Below are 18,912 nucleotides of genomic sequence, written 5' to 3' on the forward strand. Positions count from 1 at the left end.
CCCGCAGTGCGTTCAGCCGTTCGGCCGCAGGCGCAGCACATCACCGGATTCGGTGCCCGCCAGCAGATCCGAGGGCGCGGCGGGATCGACCGCCACCGAGGTCACCGGTTCCCCCGAGTAGACCGTGCACACGCCGTGCGAGACCGGATCGACCCGGACCACCTGCCCGAGCGTGGTCGTCACGTACAACCCGTCGCCGGCGGCCACCAGATCGTCGGGCATCAAGGTGCCCGCGGACGACATATCGGCGGTCACCTCGAAACTGTGCGGGGCGTCGATCGGCACCCGCAGCACCCGGCCGGTGACACTCGAACTCAGTGTGGTGTAGAGCGAATTCCCCACCACCGCAAGGCCATTGAACTCCATACCGTCCACACCGCCGGCGACGTCGAGATTCTGCGGCGCCCGCGCGGTCCAGTCGGCGTCCAGCCCGCCGTCCGGGTGGAAGCGGCGCAGACCCAGCCGGCTGTCGGCGACATAGACATTGCCCGCCGCATCCAGGCCGAGACCGTTGGGCATGCCCAGACCGGTCACGAAGACCTGCGCTACCGGATTGTCCGAGGCCGGGTCGAAGCGCAGCACCGTGCCCGTGGCGGGACCGGGCAGCAGATTGAGGGGCGAATCCCCTGAGACCACATACATCAGCCCGTCCGGTCCGAGGCGCACCGCACCGGGGGAATGGACTTCGACGCTGCCGAGCAAATGCCCTTGCGGGTCGAATCGTTCGACCTTGTCACGCAGGATTCGGGAGACCCAGAGGTCGCCCCGGGCGTCGTAGCCGATGTTCTCCGACCAGTCGAGGAGCGGCGTCCGCATCGGCAGCGCGGTCGTCACGGTGGCGGGACCGCAGGTCGCATCGGCGTGCGCGGTCCCGGACAGGATCCCGGTGCCGCCCACGAGCAGGGGTCCGATCAGCGCGAACCCGCCGATCCGAGACCGCCACAGCTGGTTCGAGGCTTTCATCTTTCCCCATTCGATTTACGATACGACTCGTAAATTAAGTACGATGGCGGCGTGCCGAGTCAACCCCCGCCCGATCACACTCCCGGCCGCGGCCGCCCGCGCCGCGACGACATCGATCAGCGCATCACCGCGGCCACCATCGCACTGCTCGCCGAACACGGCTATGCCGCACTCACCCTCGAAGCCGTGGCCACCGCCGCGGGCGTGACCCGGCCGACCATCTACCGGCGCTGGTCCGGCAAGGCCGCACTCGCGGCCGGCGCACTCGCCGCCACCGTGCCGCCCTTCGACATCGACGACACCGGCGACGCACTCGCCGACCTGTGCGCACTGGCCGTCATATTCGCCACCACCATCACCGGGACCGGTTACGCGGCAACATTTTTCGCACTACAGGCCGAGGCCCGGCACGATCCGGAACTGGCCGAGCAGGTCTGCCTCACCCATCTCGGCCCGCCCGCGGTCGCCGTCACCGAACTCATCCAGCGCGGCCAGCGAGCCGGGCGCATCCAGCCCGGCCTCAACCCGGAAGTGGTGCGGGATCTCATCTTCGGGCCGTTGATCTACCGGTGGATGGTCGCGGGACAACCCATCGACCACGCCACCGCACGAGAACTCGTCGACACCGCCAGCCGCGCATTCCGCATCGGCTGAAAGGAATTCAGGACGCGGCGGCGATCCGGTCACGCAGTCCCTCGGCGAACCCGCGCGCCGAATCCAGATCGACGGCGTTCGGACGGCCCTTCCTGATCCCGCCGACCGGTTTGAACGGCAGATACGTGTCGAAGGCCCGGCACGAGAAGGTATCCGCCACCTCGAATCCCTTCTGCTCCAGCAGCGTGACCATCGGACGCGAGAACCGCTGGAACCCGGCATCGGCGAAACCACTGGTGGCGAACACGAATGCACCACGCCGCCGCGCCGACGGCAGCGATCGCACGAAATCCCGCAGCCGCGAATGGAACTGACCCAGGAAGATCCCCGAACCGAACCCCACCAGATCGTACGAATCGAGCTCCGCCGGATCGATCTGTTCGGGCTCGGCAATGCGAGCCCCCAGCACCGGCGCCATGACCTCGGCGACCTTGCGTGTATTGCCATGAGACACCGAGGTGCACACGATGATTGCCCGCACGACAATTCCCCTTTCGCTTCCTGTATCGGATCCGGACAACCCTCGGACACCGCGCGGGCCAGGAGCGTGACAAGCGAGTGATGTGGCGGCCATCACATAGGCTGCGGCGTGCCGGTTATGCGTTCCGACAAGGCGAGCAGGCCGTCGGCGATGTCGTGTTCCGACGGTGCGTGATCCGGGTCGAGCGTCCACTGCATCAGTACGCCGGACATCAGGGCCAGTTGCACGGCGCCGATCGTACGCACATCCCGGTCGTCGAGGGAGTCCTCGGGGACGCCGAGTAGTCCTGCGGCGAGCCCGCTTCGGCCCTCCTGCATCGCGCGGGTCATGAGTTCGGCGATGCGCGGCGAGCGTTGCGCTTCGATACCGGCTTCGATGGAAACCAGCCACAGCTTCCGATTCCGGGTGAACGAGGCGATGGTCTGACGCCAGATCGCTTCATAGCGTTCACGAGGGCCGGCGGCCGGGTCGACGGCGGCCTCGGCCTCGGCTTCGATTCCGAGGCCCCAGTCCTCCATGGCGCGCATGAACGCCTCGGTCAGCAGCGCGTCGCGGGAGCCGAAGTGGTAGCCGATGGCGGCGTGATTGACGCCCGCCGCGGCGGCGATATCGCGGACCGTGGTGCGCGCCCAGCCCTTCTCCTTCAAGCACTCCATCGCCCCGGCCAGCAGGTCCTCCCGGTTTCCCATGGCGCCGATGCTAGCCAATCGGTTAGCCAAGCGGTTTATCCAAATGGATTGACCAAAAGGATAAGACATTTGTACAGTCTAAGGACCAAGCCCGGATCGAACCTCGAGGAGCGCACATGACCAGGTCCATCCTGATTTCCGGAGCCGGTATCGGCGGGCCGTCACTGGCCTACTGGCTGGGGCAGCTCGGATATCACGTCACCGTGGTGGAGCAGGCGGCCGGACTCCGCACCGGAGGCGCGGCGGCGGTCGACTTCCGGGGCGAGCAGGTGGCGCTCCTGGAACGCATGGGTGTGCTCGCCGATATTCGGGCACAGCAGACCGGTATGGGAGACCAGCTGGTGGTCGATGCCGACGGGCGCACCCTGACCCGCTTCCCGTCCGCATTGTTCAGCGGTGAGGTCGAGATCGACCGCGGTGATCTCTCGCGAATCCTCTACGAGCACAGCGGAAACCACGCCGAATACCTGTTCGGCGACCGGATCACCGCACTCGACCAGCACGACAACGGGGTCGATGTGACCTTCGCCCGCGGGGCCGCCCGCACTTTCGATCTCGTCATCGGCGCGGACGGACTGCACTCCGCGGTGCGGCGGCTCGCCTTCGGCGATGAGAGTCGTTTCCGGAGCGACCTCGGCTACTACGTGGCCGCATTCAGCATGCCGAATACCTTCGGGCTCGACCACGCCGGCCTGATTCACAACGAGCCGAGCCGCTATCTCTCGATCAGCAGCGGCCGGGACAGCAGCCGCGCCATGATCGGCTTCGTATTCGCCGCGCCGCCACAGGAATACGACCGGCGTGACGTCGACGCTCAGAAACGCATCGTGACAGCACATTTCGCGAGCGTCGGCTGGAAGGCGCCGGCACTGCTCGCCGCCATGCGGGACGCGGAGGACCTCTACTTCGACTCGCTCAGCCAGATCCGGCTCGACCACTGGTCCACCGGACGCGTCGCGCTACTCGGCGACGCCGCCTGGTGTGCGGGACCGGGCGGCAATGGCACCGGGCACGCCATGCTCGGGGCTTACACGCTGGCCGGTGAGCTCGCGAAAGCCGATGGCGACCATCGTCTCGCCTACACCCGCTACGAGCAGATCATGCGCCCGACGGTCGAGAAGTCACAGAAGTTCGCCGCCAATGCGGGACGCTTCCTCGCACCCGCGACCCAATGGCAGATTCGGCGACGCAACTTCACCTACCGAATCCTGTCCTCCCCCATCATGTCCGGCATTTTCACTCGCATGAGCGCGAAAACCGCCAATACCGGCGCACTCGAGAGCTATCCCCTGCCGGCGACGGCGGCACACTGACACCCTGCGCTCACGCCTGGACGAGCCGGCGAATCGCGGCGGCGATTTGCTCCGGCCGTTCGGCGGGGACGATGTGCTCGGAATCGACATCCTCGAACTCCCCGCCGACCTGTTCGGCATATCGGCGCTGATATTCACGCAGGACGTCGAGACTGCCCGCCTGGTAGCGCGCGGCGCGGGTCGCCGCCATGACGATGACGCCGGATTTCGGTGGTTCCGGTGGCCTACGGCGGAATTCGTCGATCGCCGCCGCGAAAGCCCTTATCTCCTGCCGGGTCTGGGCAATGTCGCGCGGGGTGAAATCCTCGGCCAGCATGGTGGCGAATGTGTCGGCGGGAAACTTACGGCCGTAGGAGCGGGTCAGGGGGTGTAGATGCCGGTGGGGGTGGGGTGGTAGCCCTTGGCGCCGACTGCGGTGGCGAGGGGGCTGCGGGGGATCCGGCCGGCGCGAACCAGGTCGACGACGGCGGGGAAGTCGTATTTCGGGGTCCAGCACAGGGCTTTTCGGGCGCGGGTGTTGACGTAGACGCGGTCCAGGGTGGGGAACATGCGCCAGCCCCAGCGTTGGTAGTCCTCGGCGATCTCGGGGAAGTGGCGGGCCAGGACCGCGGGGGCGTCGGTGGCCAGTTCGGCGAGGTCGGCGGGTGTGAAGGGGGTGGTGGCGCTGATTATGTGGCGATCGAAGCCTATTGCCGGGGCTCGGCGGGCGGCCCGTAGGTGGGCGTCCACGACGTCGGCGAGATCGACTCGGCGGTAGAGGAATTCGTTGACCTTCAGGTTGGTGTCGTCGTACGCGGTGCGGACATCGTCGCGGTCGTCGGGTTCGGGGAAGAACCGCGAGGTGCGCAGGACGATCACGGGCAGGCCGAGATCGCGGGCGGCCAGCTCGCAGAGGTCCTCGGCCGCGGTCTTGGTGCTGCCGTAGATGTTTCGGACCACCGGGTGGACATCCTCGGTGATCCAGGCGGCGGGCTCACCCGGGGCCGGAGTCAGGGCACGACCGAAAGCGCTGGTGCTGCTGGTGAACACCATGCTCTCGACACCCGCCGCCGCGGCCTCCTCGAGTACGGTGAGCGTGCCGGTCACGTTCACGTCGACGAAGTCCTGACGGCGGTGGGAATCGACGTGCGGTTTGTGGAGGGTGGCGGTGTGCAGGACGTGGGTGATCCCGTCGACCGCTCGGCGCACCACCTCGCGGTCCGCGATGGAACCGACGAGCGTCGTGCACGGCGACTCCAGGATATCGAGGCCGACCACCTCGTATTCCTGTGCGCGCAAGGTGCGCACGAGCGCTTCGCCGAGATGGCCCGCACTGCCGGTGACCAGAAACCGCTCCATCCTTGTTGATCTACCAGTCGCGCCGGCCGGCCGGCAACGTATTTAGCCGCGACGCCGGTCAGCCCCGCAGGCGCGGCTCGGCCGGCTCGCGGGCGACCCGGCCCGCCCGCACATCGGCGACGAAACGCGCGATAGCGGCGCCGACCAGGTCGGGGGAATCCTCCTGCACGAAATGAGAGCCGGGGACGGTGACGGTCCGCTGATTCGGCCAGGCCCGGCAGAACTCGCGTTGCGCGCCGATCAGGAAACCCGCGGGATCGGCATCGATGAACAGTTTCGGAATGTCGCTGGTGGACAACCATTGCGCATAATCGTCGACGACGGCGACCACATCCGCGGGCTCGCCCGCGATCGGCAGATCACGGGTCCAAGCAAGCATCGGCATACGTGTGGGGCCAGGATTGCGATAGTGCCGGCGATACACCTCCATGGCATCCGGATCGATATCGCGCAATGGCAGCAGATATTCGATGAACAGGTTCTGCCGCAGGATCAGATCCTCCCCCTCCGGACCACGCTGCCCCTGGAAGAACGCACGGGTCGCGGCGGGCCACTCCTCCCAGGAGAGGAACGGGCGCACGATCGACTCCATGTACACGATGGCCTTGACGCGCTCAGGATGCCTTCGCGCCCAGGCGAATCCGAGCGCCGAACCCCAATCGTGCACGACCAGGATCACATTCCGGCCGATACCGAGCCCGTCGAACCAGGCATCGAGATAGCGCTGCTGATCGAAGAACCGATACTTCCCATCGGACGCCGCACCAGAGTTCCCCATGCCGACATAATCCGGCGCCAGGCATCGACCGAACGGCAGCAGAAACGGAATAATATTGCGCCACAAGAACGACGGCGTCGGATTACCGTGCAAGAACACGATCGGATCACCCGTCCCGGCATCCACGTATGCCATATAGGTATCGAGGACTGACACATACTTGCGATACGAAATGTCTTCGGTGGAGATCGCCGGCCTGCTCATGGTCGCTCCTGTCTCGTTGACTGACATCCAGTCAACGCGCCTCCGCCGGCAGAACGATCCGCCACGGATGGACAGGGCGAAAACCCGCGCGGCACCAGCAGGCGGAGGTCCGGTCCGATCTTCTGTTTGCCGACCGCACGTTGCGCAATTTCGCTCTGTGCCAGATAGGAATACACGTCATTGGAGAACATCGGGGGCGCCACCGCCAGCGGCAACAACCACACCAGCAAGGTGCCCTCTAGCTGACCCCGGCTGATTCGACCCGCCGAACCGGAGCCGCCGATAACGAACCGCCCCAGCAGCAACCATGCCAGCGCCATCGCGACCACACCGATCATGCACATCGCCAACATTGCCGTCGGCATTCGCGCGAACAACCCCGCCACCGGAACCCCCGACAACGGATTCTGATAGACCGGCTGCGCCCCGACCCCCAGCGCACTGTCGGCCATCACGACCGTGCCGGTAGCGCCCAGCATCCGAATCCGCCTGAATTCCACCGCTTCCCGACGATCGAGGCCCCGCAACGCAGCCTCCGGATCCCTTGGAACCACCGCCCGCTCCCCGGGACCACGCAGACCGATCGCCGAGCACCCCAGCTCGAAACCTCTACGCTGTAGCTCTATCCACCCCACACCACCCAAGCCTAGCCACGGAGGTCGCGGGTTATCCAGCTCGAACTCGGCGGCGCACTGACCGTCCACCCACTGGTCTTCCGAGGTCATCGGCCCGTAAGCTCCCCCACTGGGCTCGGGTATTCCGCAGTGCCGCAAGAGATATCGGGATGAGGGGCGCAATGTCACCGGGAGACCGCCGGCCGGACGATCTATGGACGCAGGACACCGATGTGTTCCCCGCCGTAACCGGGTACGGACCGGCGCCCACCCGGCCACCGAGCGCGCGGAGCAGTTCGCGGAGCGGGCGCTACGTGATCGTCGGACTGGTGGCGGCGCTTGCCGTGGCCGTGCTCGCGCTCGGCGGGGTGCTCGTCGCCGGGCATTTCGGCAAGCACACCGCACCGGCCACGAACGCCGCGCCGAGCGTCAAGCCGACGGCCGCGCCCACTACCTCGGCCTCGGCCGCGCCGTCGGGGCCGCCGGCCGCTGGTGCGCCGCTTTCCGCGGTAGTCGCGTGGGTCAAGGCGGGGACCTCGGTCGATGCTTCGACCTTTCACACCGCGACCGCGACGGACGGGACGGTCAATGATCTCGGCTCGGCTATCGCATTCCTCAGTCCTTCCAAGAAGATCCGGTGCATGACGCCCAAGGTGGTCACCGGGTATTGGCAGGGGCTGACCTGTATGGCGACGCTCGACAATCCGCCTGCCCGGCCGAAATCACGCGCGGAAGGCGAATGGGTGGGCGGCTGGGTCGACTACCCCGGCACCACCCTCGGCATCGGGCATCTCGAAGGCGATCCCGGGCAGTTCACCCTCGGCGACGGCAACATCCTGAACTACGGCAGCAGACTCACCTTCGACAACTACGACTGCCGCATGGACCAGACCGGACTGCTCTGCGTCGACCAGACCGCGGGCTCGGCCATGCAACTCAGCTCCTCGGGCGCGGTGCCGTTCGGCTGCCTCGGCAAGGCGACCACCTCGAATTACGGAATCGCGTACTCCTGCACCGCCTCCGACTCGACCAGCACGACCAAGCACGCCCCGCCGGGCGAATCGCGGGCCCTCGCCGGGCAACCGTGCGACACCCCGGGGCAGAAGAGCAAGAGCGCGGGCGGTGTCGTATTGACCTGCGATGTCGCCGGCGACTCCGGCTATAAATGGCTGGCGGAATAGCCTTTCGACGAATGTCCGATTCCTTCGAGACCGAGAACGATCCAGCGGTGCCGACTCCTGTCCCCACGAGTCGACTCGGATCGTGGTGAGCCTAATGGTGTCGATCCCACCAGCCCGGGCCCATGATCTGCGCCATGAGGATCGTGACGATTGGTATCGGCGTCGCATTAACGGTGGTCGGCGCAGGCGCCGCCCACGCTGACACGTTCGGCCCCGACTACGGCCAGGTGGCCAACGGTGCCGGTGTCAGCCAGAATCAGGTTCTCACCCCGGCCTACTCCCCCATCCAGCTCCCCGATGTGACCGTGCGCGACCAGCCGGACGCGACCACGATCGTGGCCCATCCGTTCATCGCCCCCTGGGTGCACCAGCTGATTCCGGTGGCGCCGGGCTCGGCGGTCGAACTGCGCGGGGCGGCCCGGGTGCGAATCCCGGACGCCGCAGCGCTCGCCGGGGTCTACGATTCGAATCCCGCCGACCCGAATCGCGCCCTGGTCATCAACCCCAACGGGCACTGCGTCTTCGCCGGTCCGGATACCGACCCGGCCACGCTGACACCGACTGCACTGACACCGGTCCGCGTGAACACCCCTTTCTTCGATCTGGTTATAGAACCCACGCTGTATCACTGAAACCGCCGGGCGGTCAGCCCGGAAAACGCGCATGCTCGGTGGCGATGGTGACCCAGCGGGTGTTGCAGAACGCCTCGACTCCCCACCGGCCACCGAAACGGCCGTAGCCGGAATTCCGGAAGCCGCCGAACGGGGCCTGGGGTTCGTCTGCCACCGACTGATCGTTGATGTGCACGATGCCGGTTCGCAGCCGCCGCGCCACACGCAGGCCATGCGCCGCGTTCTCCGTGATCAGACCGGCGGACAGGCCATTGCCGGTGTCGTTCGCCTTGGTGATCGCTTCCTCGTCGGTAGCGAAAGTGGCGAGGGCGCATACGGGGCCGAACGATTCGGCGTAATACAGCTCCGCATCCGAAGGCACATCGGCCAGCAGCGTCGGCGGATACCAGGCTCCGTGCGGATCACCACCGCCCGCAAGCACTTTCGCACCCTTGGCGACGGCATCGGTGACCAGGCCGGCAATGCGCGCAGCGGCGGCGGCACTCACCAGTGGACCCACCACCGTCGCCCGGTCCTCCGGGTTGCCGGTGGGCAGGGCGGCCAACGCGGCGGCGAATTTCGCGGTGAACTCCGCGGCGACGGATTCGTGCACCAGCAGACGTTCGGCGGACATGCAGATCTGGCCGGCATTGGCGCAGACCGCGAAAACCGCGGCGGCGACTGCGTAATCGATGTCCGCGTCGTCCAGCACTAGCACCGAGTTCTTGCCGCCGAGCTCCAGCACGGCGGGCTTGAGGTGTTGTGCGGCAAGGGTTCCGATGATCCGGCCGACCGCCGTCGAGCCGGTGAAATCGACCGCGCGCACCCTGTCGTCGGCGATCAACGTCTCGGCGATCCGCGGCGCGTCGACGGGATCGTTGGTGATCACTCCGAGCACGCCGGGCGGCAATCCGGCCTTGTGCAACAGGTCCGCGAGGAACAGTCCACTCGACAACGGCGCGGACTCACTCGCCTTGAGCACCACGGTATTCCCGGCCGCCAGCGGCGCCGCGATCGCACGCACGCCCAGGATCGTCGGCGCATTCCATGGCGCGAAAGCCGCGACCACGCCGACCGGTTCACGCACCGCCAAGCCGAGTACACCCTCCTGCTGTGCGGTCAGCACCTCGCCGCGGGGCGCCGTGACCGCTGCGGCGGCCTCCCGGAAGATATCTGCGGCGAGCGTGACATTGAAGACCGCCCAGCCGAACGTGGCGCCGGTTTCGCCCGCCATCAGCTGCGCGGCTCGTTCGGTGCCGGCCTCCAGCAGTTCGGCGGCTTTCGTGAAGATCGCCCGGCGGGCCGCCGGACCGATCGAAGACCAGTCGGCGAAGGCGGCTTCCGCCGCATCGACGGCGGCGGTCACATCGGAGGTATCCGCCGCGGCGACGGTGGCGAACACCGCTCCGGTGTGGGGGCTGATCACGTCGGTGGTGCGGCCCATCCGGGCGGGTACATCCTTGCCACCGATCGACAGTTGGCGCGCAATGGTCATGGAGTTCCTCGATTCTGAGTTCCAGTACCGAGAATGCTCGGACGACGGCCGGGAAAACATCTCCGATCCATTGAAAGGATGAGAATTCGAAACAACCGGACCGCGACTTCTATTGCGCAGCGGGCAATATCGTCACGGTTTCGGTGAAGAACGCGATCATGGTGTCCCACGGTAGGACCTGCTCGGGCTCCGGGACCGCTGCGACATGCTCGTCCAAGCGGCGGGCGAGTTCGGGACCGGCGAAACCGAGGTAGCGGCGAGGATCGGTGCCCAGGCGGGCGGCATGGGCACGGACGGCGGCGTAGAGCGGTTCGGCGATATCGCGGCGGCCGAGTTCGGCCAGTGCGAACACTCCGGCCAGGAGTGCGGCGAGCTGGTCGGAGTAGTTGGGTTGCTGCTCGAAGTAGCCGACCGCCCGGACCAGCAGGTCGAGAGCCTCTCGCACGGCGGGCAGCTCGCGTTCGGGGTCGGCCAGCAGGCACCAGGCCAGCATCAGGTCGGTGATGCCCGCGCCGGCGATGAATTCCCGCTCGACACTGAGATCATGTGCACGCGTGAGGATCTCGATCGCGGCCGCCATGTCGCCTTCCTGGAAGCGGACGATACCGAGACCCCACAGGGCGTATTCCGGGGCGTCGCGTCCGGTGCAGGCGTCAGCGAAGGCGGTGGCCGCCACCCTCAGCGCCGCCACGTCATTCAGGTCGGCCAAGGCATTGCAGCGCCGCAGATGCGCTTCCAGGAGCAGGCCGTCGTGCGCCGGATCCGTGTCGTCGAGGAGGGCGAGCGCCGCTTCGGCGTGCTCGAGCGCCTCGGCGGCCGCACCCATATGCGTCGAGGTGAGCGCCAGCGCGACCCGGCCCCGGGCGCGATCCACCGCCGGCGCCTCCGGGCAGGCGGCCAGCGCTTGCCGCAGGAGCCGGATGCCCTCGGGCACCACGCCTACCGTCGCCCACATGTAGCGCAACGCGCCGAGACTACGGAGTGCATGCAGCGGAGCGTGTTCGAGGTCGTAGCCGATGCCCGCGCGGATATTGCCGATCTCGACTGTCAGCGTGCGCACCGCCTCCGAGTATCGCGGCCCCATGAACAGCGCGGTCTGGCCCGCGATGAACTCGCGTACCCACTGCGCATGGGCGGCAAGGGTTTCCGCCGGTGCGGGATCGGCTCGCTGACAGTAGCGGCGAATCGTCTCCAGCATTCGATAGCGTGCGCGCCCGTCGGTCACCTCGGCGGCCAGCACCGATCGATCCACCAGCGAGGCCAGCCCGGCGAAGGTCGCACCGTCCGAGCCGGTCGCGCGCACGAAATCGGCTGCCTGCCAGTCGAATCCGCCATCGAAAGGCCACAGTCGCAACAGCAGGTCCCGGTCCAGCGGCGGGAGTTGATCGATACTCCACTCGATCGCGGCGTCGAGACTCGCATGCGGTGAGAGCGACCCGCGGGCCGTGTTCCCGAGTACGTCCGATCGCTCACGCAATCGTTCGGCGAGCTGTGCCAGCCCGAAGGTGTGTGCCCGCGCCGCAGCCAACTCCACCGCCAATGGCAAACCGTCGAGGGCCACGCAAACCTGCTGCGCCGCAAGCCGATCCGATGCGGTCGGCCGCCATCCCGCCCGATGCGCCCGCATCCGATCCAGCAGCAGCTCGACAGCAGAGTCCGGGACATCCTCGACCGGCAGTGGATCGAGCGGCAACACCCGCTCGCCCTCGATCCCGATGGGCCGCCGACTGGTCGCCAGCACTCGAATGCCGGGGCACCGGTTCAACAGGGGCAGAACGAAGTCCTCCAGCCCGTCGACCAGATGCTCACAGTTGTCGAGCACCAGCAGTCCGGTCCGGTCGGCCAGCGCGTGGGTCAATCCGGCCAGCGGATCGGTCGCAACGGCCGCGACTCCCAGCGCGGCCGCCGCCGCACCGGCCACCCCTCCGGGCGCCCGCACATCCGCCAGCCGGACGAACCATCCCTCCGATCGCGCAGCCGTGTATTCGATGCTGAGCCGCGTTTTCCCGACCCCCGCCGGACCGACGATGGTGACCAGGGGCACGGCGGCCGACAGCCGTTCCAGCAGCTCGAGTTCCGCACGGCGGCCGACGAATCCGGTGGCCGGCCGGACAATCGCCGACCCACCCCGCGCCGCGGGAGAACTCCCGGACCCGGGTGATGTGTCCGACCCGTTGCGGGCGGCGGAATCCCGCGGCGTCGCCGAACGACTGTGGCCGGAGAGCGAATTTCGTGACTGATCCGAGGCGCGGGCCGAATGCTGCCCGGCAGCCTCTCCCGTGGGCCGAGGCTCGACCAGCAGCAGGCTCGGGTCGTGGCCGAGGATGCGTTCTTCCAGCGTGCGCAGGGCCGGGCCCAGCTCGACGCCGAGCTCGGAGACCAGCAACTCGCGAACGCGACGGAGCTCGGCCAGCGCCTGGGCCTGACGGCCGCTGCGATAGAGGCCGAGCGCCAGCAGTTCCCAGCGTCTTTCACGAAACGGCGCTTCGACGACCGCACTGCTCAGCTCGGCGATCGCGCGGGCGGTATCGCCTTGGGCCAATCGTGCGGCTTGAAGTTCCTCGAGGGCGACTTCGCGCAACTCGATCAACCGTGTCCGGGCGGCCGATACCTCCAGGGACTCACCGAGTTCGGTCCAGGGCAGCCCGCGCCACAGCTCCAGCGCCGCGCCGAACCGCTCGGCCGCGATCTCCGGCCGCCCAGCCGTCAGCTCCTCACCACCCTGTTCGACGAATGCCGCGAACAGCCCGTGATCGGTCGACTCCGCCGGCAGTACCAGCCGATACCCGCCCCCGGCCGATTGCAGGTATTCCCGCCCCTGCGCACCCAAGCTTGCCCGGAGACGATGCACCGTCACCCGGATCGCATTGATCTCATCGCCGGGCGCGGTCTCCCACACTCGTTCCGCCAGTGCGGAATTCGTCACCGGCGCACCCCCGGCCGCGGACAGCACCGCGAGCAGCCGGCGCGGCACCGCACCCCCGAGGTCCACCGCGACGCCGTCGACCTCGACCCGGATGGGACCGAGGATCCTGCAGAGGATCACGTGCACACGATAACGCACACGCCGGGCCCGGCAACCCGCTCAACCGGGCCCGGCGTGACCCCTCGACCACCGTTCGCCGGTCACGAGCAGTGGCTGGTGTGCCAATCCAGCACGTCGCCCCACGCCTGGATGGCAGGGTCGGTCCGCAAAGCATCGGTGGACGCGCCATTGAGCACCGCGATCTCGGCCTGAGTGAGGTCGTGGCCATCCTTTGTCAGTTCGGCCGGCGCGTTGTCCGCATACGCCTGGGCCCGGCGGGCGGCGCCCCCGGTGTCCGCGGGCGGCTTCCCATTGAACAGATCCGTGTAGAGGCCGGTCACATACGCCGCCTCACCGCACTGGTCGTACGCCGGGTTCGTGTCGGCGACGGCCAGCGGCGCGCCCACCCCGCCCAGCGCGACCAGCACCACGGTCGCGACCGCGACTTTGAACATGAATCCTCCTCGCATCGGCCGACTCTCCGGCAGCTCGACGCTAGGAAACCGGGATTTCACTGCCATTACAGCGAATCCGAAGCAGAGGCCCCGCCTGTAAGCCGACAGAAACCGCCCCACCCCACCATCGATCCCGTGCCCGCCACCGACATCGTGAAGCGCTGGCTCCGCGCCCTCGCCGACCGCGACCTGGACCGACTGCGGACCCTCATGGTCACGGACTTCACGCTGGAGGAATCCACCGTATTACCCTGGGGCGGAGTCTATTACGGACCCGACGGATTCTTCGAATACTTCCTCCGCCGCCACAGCATGATCGACGCCATCCCCCACATCGACCAGATCTTCGACGCCGGCAACCGCATAATCGTCATCGCCGACTCTCAAGGCATCGTCCGAGGCACCGGCCACCCCATCCACTGCCGCGAAGTCACCTCCTACCAAGTCCGCGACACCCGAATAGCCCGCTGCACCCTCTACGAAGACACCCCCACCATGCTCGGCTTCCTGGCCGATTCATGAAAGGCCGTTGTAATCGGCGTGACCGACGATGGTCGATAGGGCCGTACGGACAGTCGGGAGGAACCCGTGCGAATATCACCACCGATGGCGTTGCGAGCAATACAGTTCATCGTTGCCGCCGTGCTCGCGACAGCCGCGGTCGCGGCACCGGCGGATCGCGGCGAATCAACGCTGGGAACGCGTGCCCGCACCGAACAGCAACGAATACTTTCAACTGGTCAGCGGGCTCGGCGATAGTCTGGAACTAGGGGATTGGACCTCCGCCAACTTCGGAGACCCATTGGCGGCCAGGCAACTCGGCGCCGGCACGATTCGAACCATCTGGAATTCCAACGCGCAGATGATCTGCCTGTATTCATACACACAGCAGTGCACGGCCGACGGGAATCCCATTCTGCTGGAGCCCTATCAGCACAGTCGGCCCATGCAGGTGACGGCCGACTACGCCGGCAATCTCGACTCCTACCAACAAACCATGATCGAGTGGAATCAAGGCGGATAGCGCTGTTCTGGTCACCGTCACTCAGATGAAACCCCTGAACCGCCGAGCGAAGCTGAAGGGATACTCCGGAGGAGTACCCCTTCGAAACGAAACCGCTTGGTTCAGGCCAACTTCAGGCTGCGGCCGATGATTTCCTTCATGATTTCGGTGGTGCCGCCGTAGATGGTTTGGACGCGAGCGTCCATGTAGGCCTTGGCGATGGGGTATTCGCGCATGTAGCCGTAGCCGCCGTGGAGTTGGAGGCACTTGGTGATGAGGTCGAGTTGTTCTTCGGTGCTCCACCATTTCGCCATGGCGGCCTCTTCGACGGTGAGCTTCTCCTGGTTGAGGAGTTCTATGCAGCGGTCGGTGAAGACGCGGACGGCTGTCGTCTTGGTGGCGAGTTCGGCGAGGACGAAGCGGGTGTTCTGTTGCGCGCCGATGGGTTTGCCGAAGGCCTTGCGGTCGCGGACGTACTGGCAGGTGAGGTCCAGGCAGGATTCCATGGCGGCGGCCGCCATCACCGCGATGGAGAGGCGCTCCTGGGGCAGGTTCTGCATGAGGTGGATGAAGCCCTGGCCCTGGGTGCCGAGCAGGTTCTTGCCGGGGACGCGGACATCGATGAAGGAGAGTTCGGCGGTGTCCTGCGCCTTCAGGCCGATCTTGTCCAGGTTGCGGCCGCGTTCGAAACCGGGCATGCCGCGCTCGACGACCAGCAGCGAAAAGCCCATGGCGCCCTTGTCCGGATCGGTCTGGGCGACCACGATGACGATGTCGGCATTGATGCCGTTGGTGATGAAGGTCTTGGCGCCGTTGAGGATCCAGTCGTCGCCGTCCTTGACCGCGCGGGTCTTGATGCCCTGCAGATCCGAACCCGTGCCGGGCTCGGTCATGGCGATGGCGGTGATGATCTCACCGGAACAGAAACCGGGCAGCCAGCGCTGCTTCTGCTCCTCATTGGCGAGCTCCAGCAGGTAGGGCGCGATCACATCATTGTGCAGACCGAAACCCAGGCCGGAGTACATGCCCTTGGTGACCTCCTCGGTCACGATGGCGTTGTAGCGGAAGTCCTTCACGCCACCGCCGCCGTACTGCTCCGGCACCGCCATACCGAGGAAGCCCTGCTTACCGGCCTCCAGCCAGACCGCGCGGTCGACGATGCCCTGCTGCTCCCACTCTTCGTGGCGCCCGGCTACATGCTGATCGAGAAACTTACGGAACGACTCCCGGAACAGATCATGTTCGGGTTCGAAAAGAGTGCGCTCCACGCCAACCTCCTGAGTGACCACAACGGCTTCGTCGCCTGTACCCGATACGGTACCCGGAACCCGAACCGTCGTTCACTTCGAGGGGCGGAAAAGTGGTCCGAACTGCGCTGGTCCACATTGACCACGCAGGACGGAGTCAAAGAACGCCGGTAAACCTACCCGGCGGTCAGAGCCGCCTCAGAGACCGACCGCCGACAAGGTGCGGCCCAGCAGACTGCGACCGCGGTCACGCGCGCGCTCGGCCAGCAGGAACTCGAGCTCACCCTCGAGGGACTTCTTCACCACGGCCTTCAACTCCTCGGCGGCCTCGTGCGGATCGGCCGCATCCCGCCACGGACTCGTGTCGATCGGCGTACCGAGCGCGTAGTAGAACCGCTCCGGCTTCGGCACCAAGGTGGGCCCGAGACCGCGAATCAACGGCGGAGTCAGCGAGGCCCGCAGGCCCAGACCCGTGACCGCCGCCCGCAACGGCCGCATCGCCGGATGATCCCCGTCGAAGACGATGTCGTAGATATCGTCGCCACCCACCATGGCGATCGGCACGATCGGCGCACCGGCCGCAATCGCCATGTGCGCGAAGCCCGTCCGGCCCTCCCACAGCAGCTTGTACTTCTGCCCCTTCCCGCGCATGGCCTCCCGGCCGCCGCCCGGGAACACCGCGACCGCCTCACCCTGCTCCAGCAGCGTGGTGCAGTTGTGGCGGTTGCCGCGCACGATTCCCCAGCGGTGCAGGACATCTCGCAGCCCGGGCACATCGATGAGCACATTCTCGGCCAGCCCCCGGACCAGCCGATCGTGCCGCACCAGAATCTCGTGCGCCAGCAGCGGCGCATCCGTGCCCCCGGCCAGGGAATGATTGCCGACCAGCAGCACCGGACCCTGCTCCGGGAAGTTCTCCATGCCGTAGAAGCGCGGACTGAACCACGCCCGCGACGGCGCGATCAGCAGATCGATGATCCGCCGATCCGTTTCGGTCAAATGAATATGCAGCGGCGCACCGTCAGTGAGCCCCTGCGATGTGTCTCTTCCATCCCGCGACACGACAAACCCTCCCTGCAAGACATGCGATCACGTCATCGTAACGAGGGTCACTCGGCAGCGCCGAACTGAGGAGCGGTTATAGCAGACGCTGCCTGCCGAAAGTGACGAATTCGGCTTCCAGGTCCGCCCTGCCGGCGACCGTCATCCGTTCGTACTCCGGCTTACCACGACCCTGCCACCGGTAAACAGGCTCACCGGTACGCCACGCCTGCTCCCGCAGCTCCCGCTTGAGCACCTTGTTCGAGCCCGTCACCGGGAGATTCGCCGACACCCGCAGCAGGCGCGGGGCGCCCTTGCTGCCGAGATCGTCCTGGGCACAGAGGAATTCGGCGAACTCGACGATATCCAGGGCGGCCGGGTCGGCGACCTCGATGGCCGCCATGACCTGATCACCCGAACGCGGATCGGGGACGCCGTACACCGCGGCCGCGATCACCCGCGGATGCCGGCGCAGCACATGTTCGATCATGAGCGCCGACGTGTTCTCGCCGTCGACGCGAATCCAGTCGCCCTTGCGGCCCGCGAAGTAGAGGAATCCGGCGGTATCGATGTAGCCGAGATCACCGGTCCAATACCAGCCGTTGCGAATGCGCTCGGCGTCGGCGACATCGTTCTTGTAGTAGCCCTCGAAGACGAGCGCTCCGGCCTTGTCGATCATTTCGCCGATGGCCTCGTCCGGATTGCGGACGCGGCCGTACTCGTCCAATTCCGCACGCGCACAGTCGATCAACGTATCCGGGTCGACCACCGCGACACCCGGATGCGCGGGCCGGCCGAGCGCCGCGGCCGGAGCCGCCGGGTCCAGGGCGACCAGACCCGAACCTTCGCTGGAACCGTAGCCTTCGAACAATTCGGCGCCGAAACGACGGCGGAACTCGGCCTGATCGGCCACCGATGCCTCGGTGCCGAAGCCGCGCGTCAGCGTATTTTCCGCATCCTGCGGCGTCCCGGGCGTGGCCATCAAGTAGCCCAGGGCCTTACCCACATAGGTGAAGAAGGTCGCGCCGAAGTATCTGACGTCCGGAAGGAATTGGGAGGCAGAGAATTTCGGCGTCAGGCACACCGTCGCGCCGACCGACAGCGCGGGCGCCCACAACGCCATGATGGCATTGCCGTGGAACAACGGCATACAGCAGTAGTCGACATCTCCGCGGTGATGACCGAACTTGTCCCGGGCCGCGTAGGCGATGACCGCCAGTCGACGCTGACTGCACTTGACCGCCTTCGACGAACCGGTGGTGCCGGACGTGAAAAGCAAGAGCAGCAACGCTTCCGGGCCCGCGGCGGCGGTGGGCTCCACACGATGCGCCGCGATCCGGGCCGCATAATCGGGATCGTCGACCAGCAGGAAACGATCCGGTTCGAGGCCCAGTTCCAGGTCCCGCAACCGCGCCATGCCCACCGCGTCGGTGACGATCAGCTGACAATCCACATAGCGAATATCGGCTTCCAGCTGGGCATTACCGCGCGTCGGATTGATGCCCGCAACGGTCGCACCCGTCAGGGCCGCGGCGCCCAGCCAGAAAACGAAATCGGGCACATTCTCGAGCAGCACCCCGATGTGGAACGGACCGTCCTGACGCAGCGTCCGGGCCAGCTCGGCGCGCGCGGCGGATTCCCGCACCACCTCGTCCCAGGTCCAGTCCGCCTCCCGGGTACGCAGCCCAAGGTGCTGATCACCGAGCCGGTCGAGCAGCATGGTCGCGATATCCGCGCGCCGCTCACCGGTCGATAGGTCCGTCATGTCCGATTCGCCTTCCATATGCCGAGTCTCGACCAGCACACTCGCCCGAGTGCAC

At 66.8% G+C, this 18,912-nt stretch carries 19 protein-coding genes; 6 read left to right on the forward strand and 13 right to left on the reverse strand.

Translation table 11 applies throughout. The features are described 5' to 3' along the window. Positions 1-12 precede the first annotated feature (12 nt). The gene (locus ACIP5Y_RS01805; RefSeq protein ID WP_400346670.1) at positions 13-963 is read right to left on the reverse strand and encodes an SMP-30/gluconolactonase/LRE family protein; all 951 of its coding nucleotides are present in this window, start codon (positions 961-963) and stop codon (positions 13-15) included. A 51-nt stretch (positions 964-1,014) separates the two neighbouring features. Between ACIP5Y_RS01805 and ACIP5Y_RS01810 the strand changes: the two genes are divergently transcribed. Then, positions 1,015-1,617: a TetR/AcrR family transcriptional regulator gene (locus ACIP5Y_RS01810; protein WP_400346672.1), complete on the forward strand. Its 603-nt coding sequence runs from the start codon at positions 1,015-1,017 to the stop codon at positions 1,615-1,617. A 7-nt stretch (positions 1,618-1,624) separates the two neighbouring features. Here the strand turns inward: ACIP5Y_RS01810 and ACIP5Y_RS01815 are convergent, their stop codons facing one another. Together ACIP5Y_RS01815 and ACIP5Y_RS01820 are read right to left on the reverse strand one after the other, a co-directional pair. After that, a complete protein-coding gene (locus ACIP5Y_RS01815; RefSeq protein ID WP_400346673.1) occupies positions 1,625-2,098 on the reverse strand; it encodes a flavodoxin family protein in 474 nt (157 codons plus the stop codon). 92 nt (positions 2,099-2,190) lie between these two features. Then, on the reverse strand, positions 2,191-2,787 hold the full coding sequence (locus ACIP5Y_RS01820) for a TetR/AcrR family transcriptional regulator (RefSeq protein WP_400346675.1): 597 nt from the start codon (positions 2,785-2,787) through the stop codon (positions 2,191-2,193). Positions 2,788-2,903: 116 nt separating this feature from the next. Here ACIP5Y_RS01820 and ACIP5Y_RS01825 point away from each other — a divergent pair, with 116 nt between their 5' ends. Beyond that, positions 2,904-4,100, forward strand: coding sequence for an FAD-dependent monooxygenase (locus ACIP5Y_RS01825; RefSeq protein ID WP_400346677.1), 1,197 nt, complete (start codon positions 2,904-2,906; stop codon positions 4,098-4,100). A 10-nt stretch (positions 4,101-4,110) separates the two neighbouring features. Here the strand turns inward: ACIP5Y_RS01825 and ACIP5Y_RS01830 are convergent, their stop codons facing one another. From ACIP5Y_RS01830 to mptB, 4 genes are read right to left on the reverse strand one after another with little or no spacing between them, the layout of a single operon-like run. After that, a complete protein-coding gene (locus tag ACIP5Y_RS01830) occupies positions 4,111-4,416 on the reverse strand; it encodes a hypothetical protein (protein ID WP_400346679.1) in 306 nt (101 codons plus the stop codon). Between the two features lie 44 nt (positions 4,417-4,460). Continuing rightward, positions 4,461-5,438: an NAD-dependent epimerase/dehydratase family protein gene (locus tag ACIP5Y_RS01835; protein ID WP_400346681.1), complete on the reverse strand. Its 978-nt coding sequence runs from the start codon at positions 5,436-5,438 to the stop codon at positions 4,461-4,463. A gap of 58 nt (positions 5,439-5,496) precedes the next feature. Further along, positions 5,497-6,420: a haloalkane dehalogenase gene (locus tag ACIP5Y_RS01840; protein ID WP_400346683.1), complete on the reverse strand. Its 924-nt coding sequence runs from the start codon at positions 6,418-6,420 to the stop codon at positions 5,497-5,499. Then, positions 6,417-7,145 carry a polyprenol phosphomannose-dependent alpha 1,6 mannosyltransferase MptB gene (mptB, locus tag ACIP5Y_RS01845; protein ID WP_400346684.1) on the reverse strand — a complete coding sequence of 243 codons (729 nt, stop codon included), beginning with the start codon at positions 7,143-7,145 and terminating at the stop codon, positions 6,417-6,419. The genes ACIP5Y_RS01840 and mptB overlap by 4 nt, the downstream gene beginning before the upstream one ends. A 71-nt stretch (positions 7,146-7,216) precedes the next feature. Here mptB and ACIP5Y_RS01850 point away from each other — a divergent pair, with 71 nt between their 5' ends. Together ACIP5Y_RS01850 and ACIP5Y_RS01855 are read left to right on the forward strand one after the other, a co-directional pair. Beyond that, a complete protein-coding gene (locus tag ACIP5Y_RS01850) occupies positions 7,217-8,215 on the forward strand; it encodes a hypothetical protein (protein WP_400346687.1) in 999 nt (332 codons plus the stop codon). A 134-nt stretch (positions 8,216-8,349) separates the two neighbouring features. Continuing rightward, positions 8,350-8,847: a hypothetical protein gene (locus tag ACIP5Y_RS01855; protein ID WP_400346688.1), complete on the forward strand. Its 498-nt coding sequence runs from the start codon at positions 8,350-8,352 to the stop codon at positions 8,845-8,847. 13 nt (positions 8,848-8,860) lie between these two features. Here ACIP5Y_RS01855 and ACIP5Y_RS01860 read toward each other — a convergent pair whose 3' ends face one another. The 3 genes from ACIP5Y_RS01860 to ACIP5Y_RS01870 form a co-directional block, all read right to left on the reverse strand. Then, a complete protein-coding gene (locus tag ACIP5Y_RS01860; RefSeq protein WP_400346690.1) occupies positions 8,861-10,321 on the reverse strand; it encodes an aldehyde dehydrogenase family protein in 1,461 nt (486 codons plus the stop codon). A 109-nt stretch (positions 10,322-10,430) separates the two neighbouring features. Next, positions 10,431-13,367: an AfsR/SARP family transcriptional regulator gene (locus ACIP5Y_RS01865; protein ID WP_400346691.1), complete on the reverse strand. Its 2,937-nt coding sequence runs from the start codon at positions 13,365-13,367 to the stop codon at positions 10,431-10,433. 80 nt (positions 13,368-13,447) lie between these two features. Beyond that, positions 13,448-13,801 carry a hypothetical protein gene (locus ACIP5Y_RS01870; protein ID WP_400346693.1) on the reverse strand — a complete coding sequence of 118 codons (354 nt, stop codon included), beginning with the start codon at positions 13,799-13,801 and terminating at the stop codon, positions 13,448-13,450. A gap of 135 nt (positions 13,802-13,936) precedes the next feature. Between ACIP5Y_RS01870 and ACIP5Y_RS01875 the strand changes: the two genes are divergently transcribed. Beyond that, on the forward strand, positions 13,937-14,323 hold the full coding sequence (locus ACIP5Y_RS01875; RefSeq protein WP_400346695.1) for a nuclear transport factor 2 family protein: 387 nt from the start codon (positions 13,937-13,939) through the stop codon (positions 14,321-14,323). Positions 14,324-14,504: 181 nt separating this feature from the next. Further along, complete coding sequence (locus ACIP5Y_RS01880) at positions 14,505-14,825, forward strand: hypothetical protein (RefSeq protein ID WP_400346697.1); 321 nt, start codon at positions 14,505-14,507, stop codon at positions 14,823-14,825. Between the two features lie 101 nt (positions 14,826-14,926). Here the strand turns inward: ACIP5Y_RS01880 and ACIP5Y_RS01885 are convergent, their stop codons facing one another. The 3 genes from ACIP5Y_RS01885 to ACIP5Y_RS01895 form a co-directional block, all read right to left on the reverse strand. Further along, a complete protein-coding gene (locus ACIP5Y_RS01885) occupies positions 14,927-16,072 on the reverse strand; it encodes an acyl-CoA dehydrogenase family protein (protein WP_400346699.1) in 1,146 nt (381 codons plus the stop codon). 177 nt (positions 16,073-16,249) lie between these two features. Beyond that, positions 16,250-17,050: a lysophospholipid acyltransferase family protein gene (locus ACIP5Y_RS01890; RefSeq protein ID WP_400346701.1), complete on the reverse strand. Its 801-nt coding sequence runs from the start codon at positions 17,048-17,050 to the stop codon at positions 16,250-16,252. Positions 17,051-17,189: 139 nt separating this feature from the next. After that, entirely contained in the window at positions 17,190-18,857 is a 1,668-nt protein-coding gene (locus ACIP5Y_RS01895; protein ID WP_400346702.1) for an AMP-binding protein, read from the reverse strand. Positions 18,858-18,912 lie beyond the last annotated feature (55 nt).

Source organism: Nocardia sp. NPDC088792, assembly GCF_044750615.1.
Lineage (GTDB): Bacteria > Actinomycetota > Actinomycetes > Mycobacteriales > Mycobacteriaceae > Nocardia.

Bases quoted from the DNA above. Each gene is read 5' to 3' on its own strand.
- ACIP5Y_RS01830 (WP_400346679.1), bottom strand. From the start codon at position 4,416: ATGCTGGCCGAGGATTTCACCCCGCGCGACATTGCCCAGACCCGGCAG.
- ACIP5Y_RS01835 (WP_400346681.1), bottom strand. From the start codon at position 5,438: ATGGAGCGGTTTCTGGTCACCGGCAGTGCGGGCCATCTCGGCGAAGCG.
- ACIP5Y_RS01805 (WP_400346670.1), bottom strand. From the start codon at position 963: ATGAAAGCCTCGAACCAGCTGTGGCGGTCTCGGATCGGCGGGTTCGCG.
- ACIP5Y_RS01860 (WP_400346690.1), bottom strand. From the start codon at position 10,321: ATGACCATTGCGCGCCAACTGTCGATCGGTGGCAAGGATGTACCCGCC.
- ACIP5Y_RS01820 (WP_400346675.1), bottom strand. From the start codon at position 2,787: ATGGGAAACCGGGAGGACCTGCTGGCCGGGGCGATGGAGTGCTTGAAG.
- ACIP5Y_RS01855 (WP_400346688.1), top strand. From the start codon at position 8,350: ATGAGGATCGTGACGATTGGTATCGGCGTCGCATTAACGGTGGTCGGC.
- ACIP5Y_RS01840 (WP_400346683.1), bottom strand. From the start codon at position 6,420: ATGAGCAGGCCGGCGATCTCCACCGAAGACATTTCGTATCGCAAGTAT.
- ACIP5Y_RS01895 (WP_400346702.1), bottom strand. From the start codon at position 18,857: ATGACGGACCTATCGACCGGTGAGCGGCGCGCGGATATCGCGACCATG.
- mptB (WP_400346684.1), bottom strand. From the start codon at position 7,145: ATGACCTCGGAAGACCAGTGGGTGGACGGTCAGTGCGCCGCCGAGTTC.
- ACIP5Y_RS01850 (WP_400346687.1), top strand. From the start codon at position 7,217: ATGTCACCGGGAGACCGCCGGCCGGACGATCTATGGACGCAGGACACC.
- ACIP5Y_RS01870 (WP_400346693.1), bottom strand. From the start codon at position 13,801: ATGTTCAAAGTCGCGGTCGCGACCGTGGTGCTGGTCGCGCTGGGCGGG.
- ACIP5Y_RS01825 (WP_400346677.1), top strand. From the start codon at position 2,904: ATGACCAGGTCCATCCTGATTTCCGGAGCCGGTATCGGCGGGCCGTCA.